Genomic DNA, 16,861 nt, shown 5'->3' with positions numbered 1-16,861 from the left:
TTGGTACTAAGCTTTACTTGGAGTAAAGCTCGACGATCAGGTGTTCATTAATGTCCGCAGACAGATCGGTACGTTCAGGAATACGTTTGAACACACCTTCCATCTTGGCAGCATCAACTTCCAGCCAAGTTGGCTTTTCACGCTGTTCAGCCAGCTCCAGAGCGGCTTTCACGCGAGATTGCTTTTTCGCTTTCTCACGGATGCTGACTACGTCATTCGGGGATACCTGATAAGAAGCGATGCTAACAACGCGACCGTTTACCATGATAGCTTTGTGGCTCACCATCTGACGTGATTCAGCGCGAGTAGCACCAAAACCCATACGATAAACAACGTTATCCAGACGACCTTCCAGCAGTTGCAGCAGGTTTGCACCTGTGTTGCCTTTCAGACGTGCAGCTTCTTTATAATAGTTACGGAACTGACGCTCAAGCACACCGTAGATACGGCGAACTTTTTGCTTTTCACGCAACTGTACACCATAGTCAGACAGACGCGGCTTACGCGCACCATGCTGGCCAGGAGCTTGTTCAATTTTACACTTGGAATCGATCGCACGAACACCAGACTTCAGGAACAGGTCGGTGCCTTCACGACGGCTCAGCTTGAGCTTAGGACCCAAATATCTTGCCATTTTCTTTCTCCAACAATCCTAAAAGCGGCGTTATACGCGGCGCTTTTTCGGCGGACGACAACCGTTATGAGGGATCGGAGTCACATCAGTAATATTAGTGATGCGGAAACCAGCCGCGTTCAATGCGCGGATAGTAGACTCACGGCCCGGACCAGGTCCTTTAACCATAACTTCCAGGTTCTTAATACCGTATTCTTTCACGGCCTCTGCGCAACGTTCTGCAGCTACTTGAGCAGCGAACGGCGTAGATTTACGAGAACCACGGAAGCCGGAACCACCGGCAGTTGCCCAACCCAGCGCATTACCCTGACGATCAGTAATGGTTACGATGGTGTTGTTGAAAGAAGCATGGATATGAGCCACACCGTCAGAGACTTGCTTTCTTACACGCTTACGTGCACGAATAGGTGCCTTTGCCATTATTCAATCACCCCGATTATTTCTTGATCGGTTTGCGCGGACCCTTACGGGTACGGGCGTTAGTCTTGGTACGCTGACCGCGAACCGGCAGACCACGACGATGACGCAAACCACGATAAGTACCAAGGTCCATAAGACGCTTGATGCTCAGGGTAACTTCACGACGCAGATCACCTTCTACAACAAACTTGGCAACTTCGTCACGCAGCTTATCGATTTGCTCTTCAGACAGCTCACTGATCTTAACATTCTCGGCAATCCCTGTTGCAGCACAAATAGCCTGCGACCGAGTTTTACCGATACCGAAAATTGATGTTAATGCAATAACGGTATGTTTATGATCAGGAATGTTAATGCCTGCTATACGGGCCACTATGCACTCCTACAATTTTATACAGCAACACCATTCTGAAAAGCCCGTTTTCAGGATACTCAAATAATGTTGCAGCTACATACAAAAGATTGGCTGGCTAATCTAGCCAGCTCAACCCAACTTTGCAAGAAAAATATGCGAGATAATCAGCCTTGACGCTGTTTATGCTTCGGTTCGGCACTGCAGATCACACGAACGACACCGTTACGCTTAACAATCTTACAGTTACGACATAATTTCTTGACGGAAGCACGAACTTTCATTTTTACTCTCCGTAACTTCTCAAGCTCACCTAATTAACGGTTATAGCCTTTCAGGTTTGCTTTCTTCAATGCAGACTCATATTGACTCGACATCATCAGAGTTTGCACTTGAGCCATAAAGTCCATGATGACGACAACAACGATCAATAAAGATGTACCCCCAAAATAGAAAGGCACTTTCATTGCGTCACGCATAAACTCCGGGATCAGGCAGATAAAAGTAATATACATCGCACCAATCAGAGTCAGGCGAGTCATCACTTTATCGATATATTTCGCCGTTTGCTCTCCCGGACGAATTCCTGGCACGAATGCACCGGACTTCTTCAGGTTATCTGCTGTTTCACGCGGGTTGAAAACCAACGCAGTGTAGAAGAAACAGAAGAAGATGATTGCAGACGCATAGAGTAACACATAAAGCGGTTGTCCGGGCTGCAAATACAGCGAAATAGTTGTCAGCCAGTTCCAACCGGTACCGCCCCCAAACCAAGATGCAATCGTGGCAGGGAACAGAATAATACTGGAAGCGAAGATCGCAGGAATAACCCCGGCCATATTCACTTTCAGCGGTAAATGCGTACTCTGTGCTGCATAAACACGACGACCTTGTTGACGCTTTGCATAATTAACGACGATACGACGTTGACCACGCTCAATGAAAACAACGAAGAAGGTTACTGCAAACACTAAAACTGCAACCAACAGCAACAGGAGGAAGTGCAGGTCGCCTTGCCGAGCTTGCTCGATGGTATGGCCAATGGCCGGCGGGAGACCCGCAACAATACCAGCAAAGATTATGATCGAGATACCGTTACCGATACCACGCTCCGTAATCTGTTCTCCCAGCCACATCAGGAACATTGTTCCAGTAACCAGGCTTACAACAGCGGTAAAGTAGAAAGCAAAACCTGGATTTATGACCAAATCTTGCATTCCAGGCATATTCGGCAAACCGGTAGCAATACCGATAGATTGGAATATGGCCAACACCAAGGTGCCGTAGCGGGTATACTGACTAATCTTACGACGGCCAGCCTCCCCTTCTTTCTTTATTTCAGCCAAGGTGGGATGAACCACCGTCAGCAACTGGATAATAATCGATGCCGAAATATATGGCATAATACCCAGTGCAAAGATAGAAGCACGGCTGAGAGCACCACCAGAGAACATGTTAAACATTTCAATGATGGTGCCTCGCTGCTGTTCAAGCAATTTGGCAAGCACAGTGGCATCAATACCAGGGATCGGAATAAAAGAGCCAATACGGAAAACAATTAGCGCACCGATAACAAACAAAAGTCTGCGCTTCAGTTCACCAACTCCGCCTTTAGCACTCTGAAAATCTAATCCTGGTTGCTTAGCCATCTGCTACTTATTCCTCAATTTTACCGCCAGCAGCTTCGATAGCAGCACGAGCACCTTTAGTGACACGCAGACCACGAATCGTTACCGGACGAGCAACTTCACCAGACAGAATCACTTTCGCGAATTCAATCTGAATGCCAATAACATTAGCGGCTTTCAGCGTATTCAGGTCAACTACGTCGCCTTCTACTTTAGCAAGATCAGACAAACGAACTTCTGACGTGATCATTGCTTTACGAGAAGTAAAACCGAATTTCGGCAGACGACGGTATAAAGGCATCTGACCACCTTCAAAACCACGGCGCACGCCACCACCAGAACGAGAGTTCTGACCTTTGTGACCACGACCGCTAGTTTTGCCCAGGCCAGAACCGATACCACGACCTAAACGCTTCGGTGCATGTTTAGCACCTTCGGCCGGAGACAGAGTATTTAAACGCATCTGTTACTCCTCCACTTTAACCATGTAGGAAACCGCGTTGACCATACCACGAACCGCAGGAGTATCCTCACGTTCAACAGTATGACCAATACGACGCAGACCCAGGCCAAGCAGTGTCGCCTTATGTTTCGGCAGACGACCGATTGCACTACGGGTTTGAGTGATTTTAATAGTCTTTGCCACGGTCAATTACCCCAGAATTTCTTCAACGGATTTACCACGCTTGGCAGCGACCATTTCCGGGGACTTCATGTTGGCTAAGCCATCAATCGTTGCACGAACCACGTTAATCGGGTTAGTGGAACCATAGGCTTTAGCCAATACGTTGTGAACCCCTGCAACTTCCAAAACGGCGCGCATTGCGCCACCGGCAATAATACCGGTACCTTCGGAAGCTGGCTGCATGAACACACGAGACCCCGTGTGAGCACCTTTAACTGGGTGCTGCAGGGTGCCGTTGTTCAGCGCGACATTCATCATATTGCGACGGGCTTTTTCCATCGCTTTCTGGATCGCTGCTGGAACTTCGCGAGCTTTACCGTAACCAAAACCAACGCGGCCGTTGCCGTCACCCACTACAGTCAGTGCGGTGAAGCTGAAAATACGACCACCTTTAACGGTTTTAGATACGCGATTTACCGCGATCAGCTTTTCCTGCAGTTCGCCAGCTTGTTTCTCGATGTGAGCCATCTTACACCTCTACCTTAGAACTGAAGGCCAGCTTCACGGGCAGCATCTGCCAGTGCTTGGACTCGACCATGATATTGGAAACCGGAACGGTCGAAAGAGACATTCTTGATGCCTTTTTCTAACGCGCGTTCTGCAATAGCTTTACCTATTGCGGTTGCTGCGTCTTTGTTGCCAGTCGACTTCAGTTGTTCAGCGATAGCTTTTTCTACAGTAGAAGCGGCTACCAGGACTTCAGAACCGTTCGGTGCAATGACCTGCGCATAAATATGGCGTGGAGTACGATGTACCACCAGACGCGTCGCACCCAGTTCCTGGAGCTTGCGGCGTGCGCGGGTCGCACGACGGATACGAGCTGCTTTCTTATCCATAGTGTTACCTTACTTCTTCTTAGCCTCTTTGGTACGCACGACTTCGTCGGCGTAACGGACACCCTTGCCTTTATAAGGCTCAGGACGACGGTAGGCGCGTAATTCCGCAGCAACCTGACCAATAACCTGCTTATCAGCACCTTTCAGTACGATTTCAGTTTGGCTTGGGCATTCTGCAGTAATACCTGCCGGCAGTGCATGCTCAACTGGGTGAGAAAACCCAAGAGACAGATTAACCACATTGCCTTTAACAGCAGCACGGTAACCAACACCAACCAGTTGCAGCTTCTTAGTGAAGCCTTCGGTAACACCGATAACCATTGCGTTCAACAGAGCGCGAGTGGTACCCGCTTGGGCCCATCCATCAACGAAACCTTCGCGCGGGGCGAAAGTCAGAGCGTTGTCAGCTTGTTTCACTTCAACGGCATCATGGATCTTACGACTCAGCTCGCCGTTTTTACCCTTAATCGAAACATCCTGACCGTTGAGTTTTACCTCTACGCCGGCAGGAATGACGACGGGTGCTTTTGCAACACGAGACATTTTTCCTCCCGATTAAGCTACGTAGCAGATAATCTCGCCACCAAGACCAGCCTGGCGAGCTGCACGATCAGTCATAACACCTTTAGAGGTAGAAACAACTGCGATACCCAAACCGGCCATAACTTTTGGCAGCTCATCTTTTCTTTTATAGATGCGCAGACCTGGACGGCTTACTCGCTGAATGCTTTCTACCACTGCCTTGCCCTGGAAATATTTAAGTTCTAATTCCAGAACTGGCTTGGTGTCGCCTTCGATTTTGAAATCTTCAATATAACCTTCTTCCTTCAGCACGTTGGCAATTGCCACTTTCAGCTTGGAGGAAGGCATGGTGACCGCAACTTTGTTCGCGGCTTGACCGTTACGGATACGGGTCAGCATATCCGCGATCGGATCTTGCATGCTCATCTGTCTTTACTCCCGTGATTCAATTGGTGACAATTACCAGCTAGCCTTTTTCAGACCCGGAATTTCACCGCGCATAGCGGCTTCACGGACCTTGATACGGCTCAACCCGAACTTCCGCAGGAAAGCGTGCGGACGACCAGTTTGGCGGCAGCGGTTACGCTGACGAGACGGGCTGGAATCACGCGGCAGAGTCTGCAGCTTAAGAACAGCATCCCAACGATCTTCGTCGGATGAGTTCACACCAGAGATGATAGCTTTCAATTCCTCGCGTTTAGCGCGGTATTTTTCAGCCAGTTTCACACGAACAACTTCGCGTGCTTTCATGGATTGCTTAGCCATTAGTAACCCTACCTTACTTGCGGAATGGGAAGTTAAAGGCGGCCAACAGCGCACGGCCTTCATCATCGGATTTCGCAGTAGTGGTAATGGTAATGTCCAAACCACGAACGCGATCGACTTTATCGTAGTCGATTTCCGGGAAGATGATCTGCTCACGCACACCCATGCTGTAGTTACCACGACCATCAAATGACTTAGCGGACAAGCCACGGAAGTCACGGATACGCGGTACAGCAATGGAAATCAGTCGCTCAAGGAACTCCCACATGCGTTCGCCACGCAGAGTTACTTTACAGCCGATCGGATAGCCCTGACGGATTTTGAAGCCTGCAACAGATTTGCGTGCTTTGGTGATCAACGGTTTTTGACCGGAGATTGCTGCCAGATCTGCTGCTGCATTATCCAGCAGTTTCTTGTCAGCGATCGCTTCACCAACACCCATATTCAGGGTGATCTTCTCGACCCGAGGGACTTGCATGACAGAATTGTAGTTAAACTCAGTCATGAGTTTTTTAACTACTTCGTCTTTGTAGTAATCATGCAGTTTCGCCATCGTACTACTCCAAATTACTTGATAGTTTCGCTATTAGATTTAAAGAAACGGACTTTTTTTCCGTCTTCGAATCTAAAGCCTACACGGTCAGCCTTACCAGTTGCCGCATTGAAGATTGCAAGGTTAGAAACTTGAATTGCAGCTTCTTTTTCAACGATGCCACCTGGTTGGTTCAGGGCCGGAACCGGCTTCTGATGTTTTTTAACCAGGTTAATACCTTCAACAATGACCTTACTAGCAGACAGGACATTTTTTACTTTACCGCGCTTACCTTTATCTTTGCCGGTTAGCACGATAACTTCGTCATCACGACGGATTTTCGCTGCCATGATTCGCTCCTTAAAGTACTTCTGGTGCCAGAGAGATAATTTTCATGAACTTCTCATTACGCAGTTCACGAGTTACCGGCCCAAAAATACGCGTACCGATAGGCTGTTCGCTGTTATTGTTTAGAATAACGCAAGCATTTCCATCGAAGCGAATGACAGAACCGTCCGGGCGACGAACACCCTTCTTGGTGCGCACCACTACCGCCTTCAGAACATCGCCTTTTTTCACCTTACCGCGAGGAATTGCTTCCTTGATGGTAATTTTGATGATATCGCCGACGCCTGCGTAGCGACGGTGCGAGCCACCTAGAACCTTGATACACATTACGCGACGTGCACCGGAATTATCGGCCACGTTCAGCATAGTCTGTTCTTGGATCATTTTAGTGCTCCGCTAATGTCAACTACTACTTTAGGACCCTTTCGGGCCATTAAATACCCCATAATTGAGGGCGCAGCATTATAACACCGCTTCCTTAGTATGGGTAGAAAAAATAAACGGCCCTTTGCAGAGCCGTTTATCGTAAGAGAAGAGCGCTACTTTATTACAGAATCGCTTTCTCTACAACGCGAACAAGTGTCCAAGACTTAGTTTTGGACAGTGGACGGCATTCGTGGATTTCAACCACGTCACCGATACCACATTCATTGTTCTCGTCATGTACGTGCAGCTTAGTCGTACGTTTAATGAATTTACCGTAAAGCGGGTGTTTCACGAAACGTTCGATAGCAACAACAATGGATTTCTCCATTTTGTCACTTACAACACGACCTTGCAAAGTACGGATTTTATCGGTCATTACGCACCCGCCTTCTCAGTCAGTAAAGTCTTAACACGTGCAATATTGTGACGCACTTGTTTTACCAGGTGAGTCTGTTGCAACTGACCACTGGCAGCCTGCATACGCAGGTTAAATTGCTCGCGCAGCAGGCCGAGCAGCTCAGTATTCAGCTCTTCAACGCTCTTTTCACGCAGCTCATTTGCTTTCATTACATCACCGTCTTAGTTACAAAGGTGGTTTTGATAGGCAGTTTCGCTGCTGCCAGTTGGAATGCCTCACGGGCTAACTCTTCCGGCACACCGTCCATTTCGTACAGGACTTTACCTGGCTGAATCAAGGCAACCCAATATTCCACGTTACCTTTACCTTTACCCATACGAACTTCAAGCGGTTTCTCGGTGATCGGTTTGTCCGGGAATACACGGATCCAGATCTTACCTTGACGCTTAACAGCACGAGTCATGGCACGACGTGCAGCTTCGATTTGACGAGCAGTCAGGCGACCGCGGCCAACAGCTTTCAGACCGAAAGTGCCGAAGCTAACATCCGTACCCTGCGCCAGACCACGGTTGCGGCCCTTGTGCACCTTACGGAATTTTGTACGCTTTGGTTGTAACATCAGCGACTCTCCTTACTTGCGGCCTTTACGCTGCTGCTTTTTAGGTTGAGCAGCCGGTTTTTCCGGTTGTTCAACGGCAGCCATACCACCCAGGATCTCACCTTTGAAGATCCACACTTTCACACCGATAACACCATAAGTGGTGTGCGCTTCGGAAGTGTTGTAGTCGATATCCGCACGCAGTGTATGCAACGGAACGCGACCTTCACGGTACCATTCGGTACGCGCGATTTCAGCGCCGCCAAGACGGCCACTTACTTCAACTTTAATACCTTTAGCGCCCAGACGCATGGCGTTCTGTACCGCACGCTTCATAGCACGACGGAACATCACACGACGCTCCAGCTGAGAAGTAATGCTGTCAGCAACCAGTTTTGCGTCCAGTTCAGGTTTACGAACTTCTGCGATATTGATCTGTGCAGGTACGCCAGCGATATCCGCTACGACTTTGCGCAGTTTTTCAACATCTTCACCTTTTTTACCGATCACGATGCCTGGGCGAGCAGTGTGAATAGTCACACGGATGCTTTTTGCAGGACGTTCGATAACGATACGAGAAACGGAAGCCTTCTCCAGTTCCTTCGTCAGGTATTTACGAACTTTAAAATCGCTGTCCAGGTTGTCAGCGAATTCTTTGGTATTCGCATACCAGGTAGAGTTCCAAGGTTTGACAATACCCAGGCGAATACCATTAGGATGTACTTTCTGACCCATTGCTAGTCTCCAGAGTCTCAGCGATCGGACACAACCACAGTAATGTGGCTGGTACGCTTCAGGATGCGATCCGCACGGCCTTTAGCACGCGGCATAATGCGCTTCATGCTTGGGCCTTCGTCAACGAAAATCTTCGCGACTTTCAGATCATCAATGTCAGCGCCATCGTTGTGTTCTGCGTTAGCAATAGCAGACTCCAGCACTTTTTTAACCAGACCAGCAGCTTTCTTGTTGGTGTAGGTCAGAACTTCCAGAGCTTGCGACACTTTCTTACCGCGAATCAGGTCTGCCACCAGGCGAACCTTTTGAGCAGAAGAACGAGCGTGGCAATGTTTAGCGATAGTTTCCATCTCTTCCTCCTACCTTAGCGCTTCTTGGCCTTTTTATCGGCCGCATGGCCGCGATAAGTACGAGTCGGCGCGAATTCACCCAGCTTGTGACCGACCATTTCATCGGAAACAAACACCGGAACGTGCTGACGACCATTATGGACAGCGATGGTCAAACCGATCATATTTGGAAAGATCGTTGAACGACGGGACCAAGTGCGCAAAGGCTTCTTGTCTCCGCTTTCCACCGCTTTCTCTACCTTCTTCAGCAAGTGCAGGTCAATAAATGGACCTTTCTTGAGAGAACGTGGCATGGTTTATCCTCTAAGATTATTTAGTACGGCGACGTACGATAAATTTATCAGTACGCTTGTTGCTGCGGGTCTTTTTACCTTTGGTCTGAAGGCCCCACGGACTAACCGGGTGCTTACCAAAGTTACGACCTTCACCACCACCGTGTGGGTGGTCGACTGGGTTCATTGCCGTACCGCGAACGGTAGGACGAATCCCGCGCCAGCGTGCAGCACCAGCTTTACCCAGAACACGCAGCATATGCTCAGCGTTACCAACTTCGCCCAGCGTAGCGCGGCAGTCGGATTCGACTTTACGCATTTCGCCAGAACGCAGACGCAGGGTAACGTAAGCACCATCACGAGCAACGATCTGAACGTAAGTACCAGCAGAACGAGCCAATTGGCCGCCTTTACCTGGTTTCATTTCTACGTTGTGAACCGTTGAACCGACTGGGATGTTACGCATAGGCAGGGTGTTACCCGCTTTAATCGCAGCATCAACGCCAGATTGAATCTGGTCGCCGGCTTTCAGGCCTTTCGGCGCCAGAATGTAACGACGCTCGCCGTCTTTATACAGAACCAGCGCGATATTCGCGGAACGGTTCGGATCATACTCCAGACGCTCAACAACCGCAGGAATACCATCTTTGTTGCGTTTAAAGTCAACAATACGGTAAGCCTGTTTGTGACCACCACCGATGTGACGGGTAGTGATGCGGCCATTGTTGTTACGGCCACCGGATTTGCTGTTCTTTTCCAGCAACGGGGCATAAGGTTTGCCCTTGTGCAGCTCAGGGTTAACCACTTTAACAACGTGGCGACGACCCGGAGATGTCGGTTTACATTTAACAACTGCCATTGTCTTTCTCCTCCGACTTACTCAGCGCCGCCGATGAAGTCCAGATTCTGGCCTTCTTTCAGGGTGACGTAAGCTTTTTTCCAGTCGCTGCGACGACCAATACGCTGTCCGTGACGCTTAACTTTACCCTTAACTACCAGGGTGTTTACGTCTTTAACTTCTACTTCGAACAGTTTCTCTACAGCAGCAACGATCTCTGCTTTAGTCGCGTCTTTAGCAACTTTGAGAACGATGGTGTTAGTTTTTTCCATCGCGGTAGATGCTTTTTCAGATACGTGCGGCGCGCGCAGTACTTTCAGCAGACGTTCTTCACGGATCATGCCAGCATCTCCTCAACTTGCTTAACTGCATCAGCAGTCATAACGACTTTGTCGAAGGCGATCAGGCTAACTGGGTCGATTGCTGCTGCATCACGCACATCAACCTTGTACAGGTTACGCGCAGCCAGGAACAGATTCTCATCCAGTTCACCGGTGATGATCAACACGTCTTCCAGTGCCATTTCTTTCAGTTTCTGAGCCAGCAACTTAGTTTTCGGTGCTTCTACAGAAAACGTCTCGACAACGATCAGACGATCTTGACGTACCAGTTCGGACAGGATGCTTTTCAGCGCGCCGCGGTACATCTTCTTGTTAACTTTCTGACTGTGGTCCTGTGGCTTAGCAGCGAAGGTCACACCACCGGAACGCCAGATCGGGCTCTTAGCAGAACCTGAACGCGCACGGCCAGTACCTTTCTGACGCCAAGGTTTTTTACCGGAACCAGTTACTTCAGCACGGGTCTTCTGGGCGCGAGTACCTTGACGGGCACCTGCTGCATAAGCAACAACAACCTGATGTACCAGCGCTTCGTTGAAATCACGACCGAAGGTAGTTTCGGAAACAGTCAGCGCGCTTTGCGCGTCTTTCAATACTAATTCCATTGCTATCTCCTCACGCCTTCACAGCTGGTTTAACGATCAGGTCGCTACCGGTAGCTCCCGGAACAGCACCTTTAACCAGCAGCAGGTTGCGCTCAGCGTCAACACGCACTACGTCCAGGCTCTGAACAGTTACACGTTCGTTACCCAGCTGGCCTGCCATTTTCTTGCCTTTAAACACTTTGCCCGGAGTCTGGTTCTGACCGATAGAACCCGGAACGCGGTGGGACAAGGAGTTACCGTGGGTAGCATCCTGAGTACGGAAATTCCAGCGCTTAACTGTGCCAGCAAAACCTTTACCTTTAGATGTACCAGTAACGTCTACTTTTTTAACGTCAGCGAAAATTTCAACACTGATGCTCTGACCAATAGTGAATTCTTCGCCTTCAGACAGACGGAATTCACGCAGGGTACGGCCAGCTTCTACACCAGCTTTAGCAAAGTGACCTGCTTCTGGCTTGGTAACACGGTTTGCTTTTTTAGCACCAGTAGTTACTTGCACAGCGCGGTAACCGTCGTTAGCCAGGTCTTTAACCTGAGTTACGCGGTTTGCTTCAATTTCGATAACGGTTACGGGGATAGATACGCCATCTTCAGTGAAGATACGGGTCATGCCCACTTTTTTACCGACTAAACCAATCATTGTTTCAACCTCTCAATCGCTCAATGACCTGATTAACCCAGGCTGATCTGCACGTCTACACCAGCAGCCAGATCCAGACGCATCAGAGCATCAACGGTTTTCTCGGTTGGCTCAACGATGTCAACCAGACGCTTGTGAGTGCGAATCTCGTACTGATCGCGCGCATCTTTATTGACGTGCGGAGAAATCAGAACGGTAAAGCGCTCTTTGCGGGTCGGCAGCGGGATCGGACCACGTACTTGCGCACCAGTGCGCTTAGCAGTCTCGACGATTTCCGCAGTTGATTGATCAATCAGACGATGATCAAACGCTTTCAGGCGGATACGGATTCTTTGGTTCTGCATGAGACCAGAGCTCCAATTATTTATAAACGTAAATGATTACTCCTCGCACCCATTTCGATTGATGAGGGAGTGTAATCGTCAGCACATAACCCCCATATTGGGAGTATTGTTTTAGGCGCAATAAATGAATATTGACCCTCTGATTCGGATTGAATCAGGCTTACCTTGTTTCAGCAAGCTCGCGCATTATACGCAAATTGGCAGGGGAAGCAATAAGCAGGATGAAATGATTTGAAACCCGACCGGACGATGTGAACTAGTCCGGCCAGGTTGGGCATAAAGCACATAAGATCGTATATCTACTCTGTTACTCAGCTTTTAGCTGAGCTTGAAGATAGTTTTGTATACCAAGACGTGAAATCAAATCTAATTCAGTTTCCAGCCAGTCGATGTGCCCTTCTTCATCGGCAAGAATTTCTATCATTAAATCCCTGCTGACATAGTCATGTACAGAGTCAGCATAGGAAATTGCTTCGCGCAAATTCTTTGCGCCATCCAATTCAAGTTGAAGGTCTGAACGTAAGATCTCTTCGACATCCTCGCCAATATTTAACTTACCCAAATCCTGTAGATTCGGGATGCCTTCAAGAAACAGGATTCGTTCGATGTAGCGATCAGCATGCTTCATTTCGTCAATAGACTCATGATACTCGTGATCGTTAAGACGGGTTAAGCCCCAGTTTTTAAACATGCGGGCATGAAGAAAATATTGGTTAATGGCTACCAGTTCGTTGCCCAATAACTTATTCAGGTATGTGATGACTTTTTTATCGCCTTTCATGACATGCTCCTCCGCTCCAGTTCTTAAAGTGTAGAACTGGTCAGCAGAGAGTCAAAAAAACGACCCTACATTTTATGCTACTTCATACATGTCAGGAATTTTAGCTTGTTCTTCCTCAAAAATGACGCGCGCCTGACGAATACATTTACCACAATCTGTCCCGATAGGAACGAGCTTGCGTAATTGTTGCATAGATTGAGGCTGGTGCTGACGAACAGCATTACGAATGACTTTGTCAGAAATCGCGTTGCATAAACAAACATACATACCAGAATGACTCATCGTTATCGCGAGTGTCTTTAACGCTACCTTTCAGGACACTACAAACAGCATTTGAAACCGCTCCTAGCGATTTTTTAACCAACACCGATATTGTAAATAAGAATTATTTTTATTTCAATTTAGATTTAATTATTTAGACGTAAAAAAAGGCACCGAAGTGCCTTTTTCATGCATTGAGTTTATCAGCGATTAAGCGATAACTTTAGCAACAACGCCCGCGCCTACAGTACGGCCGCCTTCACGGATTGCGAAACGCAAACCATCGTCCATCGCGATTGGGTGGATCAGGGTAACAACCATTTTGATGTTGTCGCCCGGCATGACCATCTCTACGCCTTCTGGCAGTTCGATGGTACCCGTTACGTCAGTGGTACGGAAGTAGAACTGAGGACGGTAGCCTTTGAAGAACGGAGTATGACGACCGCCTTCATCTTTGCTCAGGATATACACTTCTGATTCAAACTGGGTGTGCGGCTTGATTGAACCCGGCTTAGCCAGTACCTGGCCACGCTCGATTTCTTCACGCTTGATACCACGCAGCAGAACACCAACGTTCTCCCCTGCACGACCTTCGTCCAGCAATTTGCGGAACATTTCTACGCCAGTACAGGTCGATTTCGCCGTATCTTTGATACCAACGATTTCAACTTCTTCACCGACTTTAACAATACCGCGCTCTACACGACCGGTAACAACAGTACCACGACCGGAGATGGAGAATACGTCTTCGATTGGCAGCAGGAACGGCTTGTCAATTGCACGCTCTGGTTCTGGAATATAAGAATCCAGGTAGCCTGCCAGTTCGACGATTTTAGCTTCCCACTCAGCTTCGCCTTCCAGCGCTTTCAGCGCTGAACCACGAATTACCGGCGTGTCATCGCCTGGGAAGTCGTACTGAGACAGCAGCTCACGCACTTCCATCTCAACCAGTTCCAGCAGTTCTTCGTCATCAACCATGTCACATTTGTTCAGGAACACGATGATGAAAGGAACGCCAACCTGACGACCCAGCAGGATGTGCTCACGAGTCTGAGGCATTGGGCCGTCAGTTGCAGCAACAACCAGGATCGCGCCATCCATCTGGGCAGCACCGGTGATCATGTTTTTCACATAGTCGGCGTGTCCTGGGCAGTCAACGTGCGCATAGTGGCGAGACGGGGTATCGTATTCAACGTGAGACGTGTTGATGGTGATACCACGTGCTTTTTCTTCTGGTGCGTTATCGATCTGGTCGAATGCACGTGCGTTACCACCGTAGGTTTTAGCCAGAACGGTAGTGATTGCAGCAGTCAGAGTCGTTTTACCATGGTCAACGTGGCCGATAGTACCGACGTTAACGTGGGGTTTTGTACGTTCAAATTTTTCTTTAGACACGGCGATATTCCTTACTCAAATGCTCTCCCCCTATGGAGAGAGCACGGGATTTTGTTTTAACCCTGAGGCTTATTTACCACGGGCTTCAATTACGGCCTGAGCAACGTTGTTAGGCGCATCATCGTACTTCAGGAACTCCATGGAGTAAGAAGCACGGCCTTTAGTCAGAGAACGCAGTTGAGTTGCGTATCCGAACATTTCAGACAGCGGAACTTCAGCGTGAATCACAACGCCAGTCACGTTAGATTCTTGACCACGCAGCATACCACGACGACGGCTAAGGTCACCGATGACGTCACCCGTGTTCTCTTCCGGCGTTTCAACTTCAACCTTCATGATCGGCTCAAGCAGAACTGGTTTCGCTTTCTTAAAGCCATCTTTAAAGGCGATAGAAGCAGCCAGTTTAAACGCCAATTCAGAGGAGTCAACGTCATGGAAAGAACCGAAGTGCAGACGCACACCGAGATCAACCACTGGGTAACCAGCCAGAGGGCCCGCTTTCAGTTGTTCCTGGATGCCTTTATCAACGGCAGGGATGTATTCGCCAGGAATTACACCACCTTTAATGTCGTTGACGAACTCGTAACCTTTCGGATTTGAGCCCGGCTCCAGCGGGTACATATCGATAACGACATGACCATACTGACCACGACCACCAGACTGCTTGGCGTGTTTACCTTCGATATCGGTAACTTTCGAGCGAATTGCTTCACGATAAGCAACCTGTGGTTTACCCACGTTTGCTTCAACGTTGAACTCACGCTTCATACGGTCAACGATGATATCGAGGTGCAACTCACCCATACCAGCGATGATAGTCTGGTTAGATTCTTCGTCAGTCCATACACGGAAAGACGGGTCTTCTTTAGCCAGACGGCCCAATGCCAGACCCATTTTTTCCTGATCAGCTTTGGTTTTCGGTTCTACCGCGATGGAAATTACCGGTTCTGGGAATTCCATACGTTCCAAAATGATGACGTTGTCTGGATCACACAAGGTGTCACCCGTCGTTACATCTTTCAGACCGATAGCAGCAGCGATATCGCCTGCGCGAACTTCTTTGATCTCTTCACGCTTGTTAGCGTGCATCTGAACGATACGACCAAAACGCTCACGTGCTGATTTAACTGGGTTCAGTACGGTATCACCGGAGTTAACCACACCGGAGTACACGCGGAAGAACGTCAGGTTACCCACAAACGGGTCGGTAGCAATTTTGAACGCCAGTGCAGCAAACGGCTCGTCATCACTTGCGTGACGCTCAGCCGGTGTGTCTTTACCGTCATCCAAAAGACCGTTGATCGCAGGTACGTCGACTGGGGATGGCAGGTAGTCAATTACCGCATCCAGCATCGCCTGAACACCTTTGTTCTTAAAGGCAGAACCACAGGTTACCAGGATGATTTCGTTGTTCAGAACACGCTGACGCAGAGCTTTTTTGATCTCTTCTTCAGTCAGTTCTTCACCACCCAAGTATTTCTCCATCAGCTCTTCAGAAGCTTCAGCAGCGGACTCGATTAGGTTCTGGTGCCATTCTTCAGCCAGATCTTGCAAATCAGCCGGGATATCTTCGTATTCGAAGGTCACGCCCTGATCGGCATCATTCCAGTTGATGGCTTTCATTTTCACCAGGTCAACAACACCGGTGAAACCTTCTTCAGCACCAATCGCCAACTGCAGCGGAACAGGGTTCGCGCCCAGACGGGATTTGATCTGACCAACAACTTTCAGGAAATTCGCACCCATGCGGTCCATTTTGTTAACGAACGCAATGCGTGGAACTTTATATTTGTTTGCCTGACGCCATACGGTTTCAGACTGCGGCTGAACACCACCAACTGCGCAGTAAACCATTACCGCACCATCAAGCACACGCATAGAACGTTCTACTTCGATAGTGAAGTCAACGTGTCCTGGGGTGTCGATGATGTTTACGCGATGCGGTTCATACTGCTTAGCCATACCAGACCAGAATGCAGTAGTCGCTGCGGAAGTGATAGTAATACCACGTTCCTGCTCCTGCTCCATCCAGTCCATGGTAGCTGCGCCGTCATGAACTTCACCGATTTTATGGTTTACACCAGTGTAGAACAGAATACGTTCGGTAGTAGTGGTTTTACCGGCGTCGATGTGCGCACTGATACCGATGTTACGATAGCGTGCGATGGGTGTTGTACGAGCCATTTGTATCCTCTATT

At 48.8% G+C, this 16,861-nt stretch carries 30 protein-coding genes; all 30 read right to left on the bottom strand.

What is annotated here, in order from left to right; all coding sequences use genetic code 11:
* Window positions 1–13: 13 nt before the first annotated feature.
* The 30 genes from rpsD to fusA all read right to left on the bottom strand — a co-directional run bounded on the left by rpsD (window position 14) and on the right by fusA (window position 16,847).
* Entirely contained in the window at window positions 14–634 is a 621-nt protein-coding gene (gene rpsD, locus A8F97_RS21615; protein ID WP_005970249.1) for a 30S ribosomal protein S4, read from the bottom strand.
* Window positions 635–664: 30 nt separating this feature from the next.
* The gene (rpsK, locus tag A8F97_RS21610; protein WP_002919257.1) at window positions 665–1,054 is read right to left on the bottom strand and encodes a 30S ribosomal protein S11; all 390 of its coding nucleotides are present in this window, start codon (window positions 1,052–1,054) and stop codon (window positions 665–667) included.
* 16 nt (window positions 1,055–1,070) lie between these two features.
* Window positions 1,071–1,427 carry a 30S ribosomal protein S13 gene (gene rpsM, locus A8F97_RS21605; protein ID WP_005970252.1) on the bottom strand — a complete coding sequence of 119 codons (357 nt, stop codon included), beginning with the start codon at window positions 1,425–1,427 and terminating at the stop codon, window positions 1,071–1,073.
* Window positions 1,428–1,573: 146 nt separating this feature from the next.
* Window positions 1,574–1,690 (bottom strand): 50S ribosomal protein L36, encoded by a 117-nt coding sequence (rpmJ, locus tag A8F97_RS21600; RefSeq protein WP_002227352.1) that lies wholly within the window; start codon window positions 1,688–1,690, stop codon window positions 1,574–1,576.
* Window positions 1,691–1,723: 33 nt separating this feature from the next.
* The gene (secY, locus tag A8F97_RS21595) at window positions 1,724–3,055 is read right to left on the bottom strand and encodes a preprotein translocase subunit SecY (RefSeq protein ID WP_014701618.1); all 1,332 of its coding nucleotides are present in this window, start codon (window positions 3,053–3,055) and stop codon (window positions 1,724–1,726) included.
* 7 nt (window positions 3,056–3,062) lie between these two features.
* Window positions 3,063–3,497: a 50S ribosomal protein L15 gene (gene rplO, locus A8F97_RS21590; RefSeq protein ID WP_005970256.1), complete on the bottom strand. Its 435-nt coding sequence runs from the start codon at window positions 3,495–3,497 to the stop codon at window positions 3,063–3,065.
* A gap of 3 nt (window positions 3,498–3,500) precedes the next feature.
* Entirely contained in the window at window positions 3,501–3,680 is a 180-nt protein-coding gene (gene rpmD, locus A8F97_RS21585; RefSeq protein ID WP_004846568.1) for a 50S ribosomal protein L30, read from the bottom strand.
* Window positions 3,681–3,686: 6 nt separating this feature from the next.
* Entirely contained in the window at window positions 3,687–4,187 is a 501-nt protein-coding gene (gene rpsE, locus A8F97_RS21580; protein ID WP_005970257.1) for a 30S ribosomal protein S5, read from the bottom strand.
* Between the two features lie 14 nt (window positions 4,188–4,201).
* Complete coding sequence (rplR, locus tag A8F97_RS21575; protein ID WP_005970258.1) at window positions 4,202–4,555, bottom strand: 50S ribosomal protein L18; 354 nt, start codon at window positions 4,553–4,555, stop codon at window positions 4,202–4,204.
* A gap of 9 nt (window positions 4,556–4,564) precedes the next feature.
* Window positions 4,565–5,098: a 50S ribosomal protein L6 gene (rplF, locus tag A8F97_RS21570; RefSeq protein WP_005970259.1), complete on the bottom strand. Its 534-nt coding sequence runs from the start codon at window positions 5,096–5,098 to the stop codon at window positions 4,565–4,567.
* A gap of 12 nt (window positions 5,099–5,110) precedes the next feature.
* Window positions 5,111–5,503 (bottom strand): 30S ribosomal protein S8, encoded by a 393-nt coding sequence (gene rpsH / locus A8F97_RS21565; protein WP_005970261.1) that lies wholly within the window; start codon window positions 5,501–5,503, stop codon window positions 5,111–5,113.
* 33 nt (window positions 5,504–5,536) lie between these two features.
* Complete coding sequence (rpsN, locus tag A8F97_RS21560; RefSeq protein WP_010286114.1) at window positions 5,537–5,842, bottom strand: 30S ribosomal protein S14; 306 nt, start codon at window positions 5,840–5,842, stop codon at window positions 5,537–5,539.
* Between the two features lie 13 nt (window positions 5,843–5,855).
* Window positions 5,856–6,395 carry a 50S ribosomal protein L5 gene (gene rplE / locus A8F97_RS21555; RefSeq protein WP_005970265.1) on the bottom strand — a complete coding sequence of 180 codons (540 nt, stop codon included), beginning with the start codon at window positions 6,393–6,395 and terminating at the stop codon, window positions 5,856–5,858.
* Between the two features lie 14 nt (window positions 6,396–6,409).
* Entirely contained in the window at window positions 6,410–6,724 is a 315-nt protein-coding gene (gene rplX, locus A8F97_RS21550) for a 50S ribosomal protein L24 (RefSeq protein ID WP_005970267.1), read from the bottom strand.
* A gap of 10 nt (window positions 6,725–6,734) precedes the next feature.
* Window positions 6,735–7,106, bottom strand: a complete 372-nt coding sequence (rplN, locus tag A8F97_RS21545; RefSeq protein WP_000613954.1) for a 50S ribosomal protein L14 — start codon at window positions 7,104–7,106, stop codon at window positions 6,735–6,737.
* Between the two features lie 163 nt (window positions 7,107–7,269).
* The gene (gene rpsQ, locus A8F97_RS21540) at window positions 7,270–7,524 is read right to left on the bottom strand and encodes a 30S ribosomal protein S17 (protein WP_005970270.1); all 255 of its coding nucleotides are present in this window, start codon (window positions 7,522–7,524) and stop codon (window positions 7,270–7,272) included.
* Window positions 7,524–7,715 (bottom strand): 50S ribosomal protein L29, encoded by a 192-nt coding sequence (gene rpmC / locus A8F97_RS21535; protein ID WP_005970272.1) that lies wholly within the window; start codon window positions 7,713–7,715, stop codon window positions 7,524–7,526. Before rpmC ends, rpsQ begins: the two co-directional genes overlap by 1 nt.
* A complete protein-coding gene (gene rplP / locus A8F97_RS21530) occupies window positions 7,715–8,125 on the bottom strand; it encodes a 50S ribosomal protein L16 (protein WP_005970273.1) in 411 nt (136 codons plus the stop codon). The genes rpmC and rplP overlap by 1 nt, the downstream gene beginning before the upstream one ends.
* A 12-nt stretch (window positions 8,126–8,137) precedes the next feature.
* Entirely contained in the window at window positions 8,138–8,839 is a 702-nt protein-coding gene (rpsC, locus tag A8F97_RS21525) for a 30S ribosomal protein S3 (RefSeq protein WP_005970274.1), read from the bottom strand.
* Window positions 8,840–8,856: 17 nt separating this feature from the next.
* Complete coding sequence (gene rplV, locus A8F97_RS21520; RefSeq protein ID WP_005970275.1) at window positions 8,857–9,189, bottom strand: 50S ribosomal protein L22; 333 nt, start codon at window positions 9,187–9,189, stop codon at window positions 8,857–8,859.
* A gap of 14 nt (window positions 9,190–9,203) precedes the next feature.
* The gene (gene rpsS / locus A8F97_RS21515; RefSeq protein ID WP_004929772.1) at window positions 9,204–9,482 is read right to left on the bottom strand and encodes a 30S ribosomal protein S19; all 279 of its coding nucleotides are present in this window, start codon (window positions 9,480–9,482) and stop codon (window positions 9,204–9,206) included.
* Between the two features lie 16 nt (window positions 9,483–9,498).
* Window positions 9,499–10,320, bottom strand: coding sequence for a 50S ribosomal protein L2 (rplB, locus tag A8F97_RS21510; RefSeq protein ID WP_014701619.1), 822 nt, complete (start codon window positions 10,318–10,320; stop codon window positions 9,499–9,501).
* A 17-nt stretch (window positions 10,321–10,337) separates the two neighbouring features.
* Entirely contained in the window at window positions 10,338–10,640 is a 303-nt protein-coding gene (gene rplW / locus A8F97_RS21505) for a 50S ribosomal protein L23 (protein WP_005970277.1), read from the bottom strand.
* Window positions 10,637–11,242: a 50S ribosomal protein L4 gene (gene rplD / locus A8F97_RS21500; protein WP_005970278.1), complete on the bottom strand. Its 606-nt coding sequence runs from the start codon at window positions 11,240–11,242 to the stop codon at window positions 10,637–10,639. Before rplD ends, rplW begins: the two co-directional genes overlap by 4 nt.
* 10 nt (window positions 11,243–11,252) lie before the next feature.
* On the bottom strand, window positions 11,253–11,882 hold the full coding sequence (gene rplC, locus A8F97_RS21495; RefSeq protein WP_014701620.1) for a 50S ribosomal protein L3: 630 nt from the start codon (window positions 11,880–11,882) through the stop codon (window positions 11,253–11,255).
* A 32-nt stretch (window positions 11,883–11,914) separates the two neighbouring features.
* Window positions 11,915–12,226: a 30S ribosomal protein S10 gene (gene rpsJ, locus A8F97_RS21490; RefSeq protein ID WP_001181005.1), complete on the bottom strand. Its 312-nt coding sequence runs from the start codon at window positions 12,224–12,226 to the stop codon at window positions 11,915–11,917.
* Between the two features lie 307 nt (window positions 12,227–12,533).
* The gene (bfr, locus tag A8F97_RS21485) at window positions 12,534–13,007 is read right to left on the bottom strand and encodes a bacterioferritin (RefSeq protein WP_033072202.1); all 474 of its coding nucleotides are present in this window, start codon (window positions 13,005–13,007) and stop codon (window positions 12,534–12,536) included.
* 72 nt (window positions 13,008–13,079) lie between these two features.
* Window positions 13,080–13,274, bottom strand: coding sequence for a bacterioferritin-associated ferredoxin (gene bfd, locus A8F97_RS21480; protein ID WP_005970281.1), 195 nt, complete (start codon window positions 13,272–13,274; stop codon window positions 13,080–13,082).
* Between the two features lie 204 nt (window positions 13,275–13,478).
* Complete coding sequence (gene tuf / locus A8F97_RS21475) at window positions 13,479–14,663, bottom strand: elongation factor Tu (RefSeq protein WP_005969581.1); 1,185 nt, start codon at window positions 14,661–14,663, stop codon at window positions 13,479–13,481.
* 69 nt (window positions 14,664–14,732) lie between these two features.
* Entirely contained in the window at window positions 14,733–16,847 is a 2,115-nt protein-coding gene (gene fusA / locus A8F97_RS21470; RefSeq protein ID WP_014701622.1) for an elongation factor G, read from the bottom strand.
* Between the last annotated feature and the right edge of the window lie 14 nt (window positions 16,848–16,861).

Origin of the sequence: Pectobacterium parmentieri (assembly GCF_001742145.1) — a bacterium.
In the GTDB taxonomy this organism is placed as follows: domain Bacteria; phylum Pseudomonadota; class Gammaproteobacteria; order Enterobacterales; family Enterobacteriaceae; genus Pectobacterium; species Pectobacterium parmentieri.
The sequence above is the reverse complement of the archived record's forward strand: the minus strand, read 5'-3'. Positions and strand labels throughout refer to the sequence as shown.

Excerpts from the sequence above, each read along its gene's own strand:
- rpmJ (WP_002227352.1), bottom strand. The coding sequence starts at position 1,690 with ATGAAAGTTCGTGCTTCCGTCAAGAAATTATGTCGTAACTGTAAGATT.
- rplW (WP_005970277.1), bottom strand. The coding sequence starts at position 10,640 with ATGATCCGTGAAGAACGTCTGCTGAAAGTACTGCGCGCGCCGCACGTA.
- rpsD (WP_005970249.1), bottom strand. The coding sequence starts at position 634 with ATGGCAAGATATTTGGGTCCTAAGCTCAAGCTGAGCCGTCGTGAAGGC.
- fusA (WP_014701622.1), bottom strand. The coding sequence starts at position 16,847 with ATGGCTCGTACAACACCCATCGCACGCTATCGTAACATCGGTATCAGT.
- rpsK (WP_002919257.1), bottom strand. The coding sequence starts at position 1,054 with ATGGCAAAGGCACCTATTCGTGCACGTAAGCGTGTAAGAAAGCAAGTC.
- rpsS (WP_004929772.1), bottom strand. The coding sequence starts at position 9,482 with ATGCCACGTTCTCTCAAGAAAGGTCCATTTATTGACCTGCACTTGCTG.
- rplE (WP_005970265.1), bottom strand. The coding sequence starts at position 6,395 with ATGGCGAAACTGCATGATTACTACAAAGACGAAGTAGTTAAAAAACTC.
- rpmC (WP_005970272.1), bottom strand. The coding sequence starts at position 7,715 with ATGAAAGCAAATGAGCTGCGTGAAAAGAGCGTTGAAGAGCTGAATACT.
- rplV (WP_005970275.1), bottom strand. The coding sequence starts at position 9,189 with ATGGAAACTATCGCTAAACATTGCCACGCTCGTTCTTCTGCTCAAAAG.
- rplB (WP_014701619.1), bottom strand. The coding sequence starts at position 10,320 with ATGGCAGTTGTTAAATGTAAACCGACATCTCCGGGTCGTCGCCACGTT.
- rplO (WP_005970256.1), bottom strand. The coding sequence starts at position 3,497 with ATGCGTTTAAATACTCTGTCTCCGGCCGAAGGTGCTAAACATGCACCG.
- secY (WP_014701618.1), bottom strand. The coding sequence starts at position 3,055 with ATGGCTAAGCAACCAGGATTAGATTTTCAGAGTGCTAAAGGCGGAGTT.
- rplC (WP_014701620.1), bottom strand. The coding sequence starts at position 11,882 with ATGATTGGTTTAGTCGGTAAAAAAGTGGGCATGACCCGTATCTTCACT.
- rpsH (WP_005970261.1), bottom strand. The coding sequence starts at position 5,503 with ATGAGCATGCAAGATCCGATCGCGGATATGCTGACCCGTATCCGTAAC.
- rpsC (WP_005970274.1), bottom strand. The coding sequence starts at position 8,839 with ATGGGTCAGAAAGTACATCCTAATGGTATTCGCCTGGGTATTGTCAAA.
- rpsJ (WP_001181005.1), bottom strand. The coding sequence starts at position 12,226 with ATGCAGAACCAAAGAATCCGTATCCGCCTGAAAGCGTTTGATCATCGT.
- rplP (WP_005970273.1), bottom strand. The coding sequence starts at position 8,125 with ATGTTACAACCAAAGCGTACAAAATTCCGTAAGGTGCACAAGGGCCGC.
- rplR (WP_005970258.1), bottom strand. The coding sequence starts at position 4,555 with ATGGATAAGAAAGCAGCTCGTATCCGTCGTGCGACCCGCGCACGCCGC.
- rplF (WP_005970259.1), bottom strand. The coding sequence starts at position 5,098 with ATGTCTCGTGTTGCAAAAGCACCCGTCGTCATTCCTGCCGGCGTAGAG.
- rpsN (WP_010286114.1), bottom strand. The coding sequence starts at position 5,842 with ATGGCTAAGCAATCCATGAAAGCACGCGAAGTTGTTCGTGTGAAACTG.
- rplD (WP_005970278.1), bottom strand. The coding sequence starts at position 11,242 with ATGGAATTAGTATTGAAAGACGCGCAAAGCGCGCTGACTGTTTCCGAA.
- rplX (WP_005970267.1), bottom strand. The coding sequence starts at position 6,724 with ATGGCAGCGAAAATCCGTCGTGATGACGAAGTTATCGTGCTAACCGGC.
- bfd (WP_005970281.1), bottom strand. The coding sequence starts at position 13,274 with ATGTATGTTTGTTTATGCAACGCGATTTCTGACAAAGTCATTCGTAAT.
- bfr (WP_033072202.1), bottom strand. The coding sequence starts at position 13,007 with ATGAAAGGCGATAAAAAAGTCATCACATACCTGAATAAGTTATTGGGC.
- rpsQ (WP_005970270.1), bottom strand. The coding sequence starts at position 7,524 with ATGACCGATAAAATCCGTACTTTGCAAGGTCGTGTTGTAAGTGACAAA.
- rplN (WP_000613954.1), bottom strand. The coding sequence starts at position 7,106 with ATGATCCAAGAACAGACTATGCTGAACGTGGCCGATAATTCCGGTGCA.
- rpsE (WP_005970257.1), bottom strand. The coding sequence starts at position 4,187 with ATGGCTCACATCGAGAAACAAGCTGGCGAACTGCAGGAAAAGCTGATC.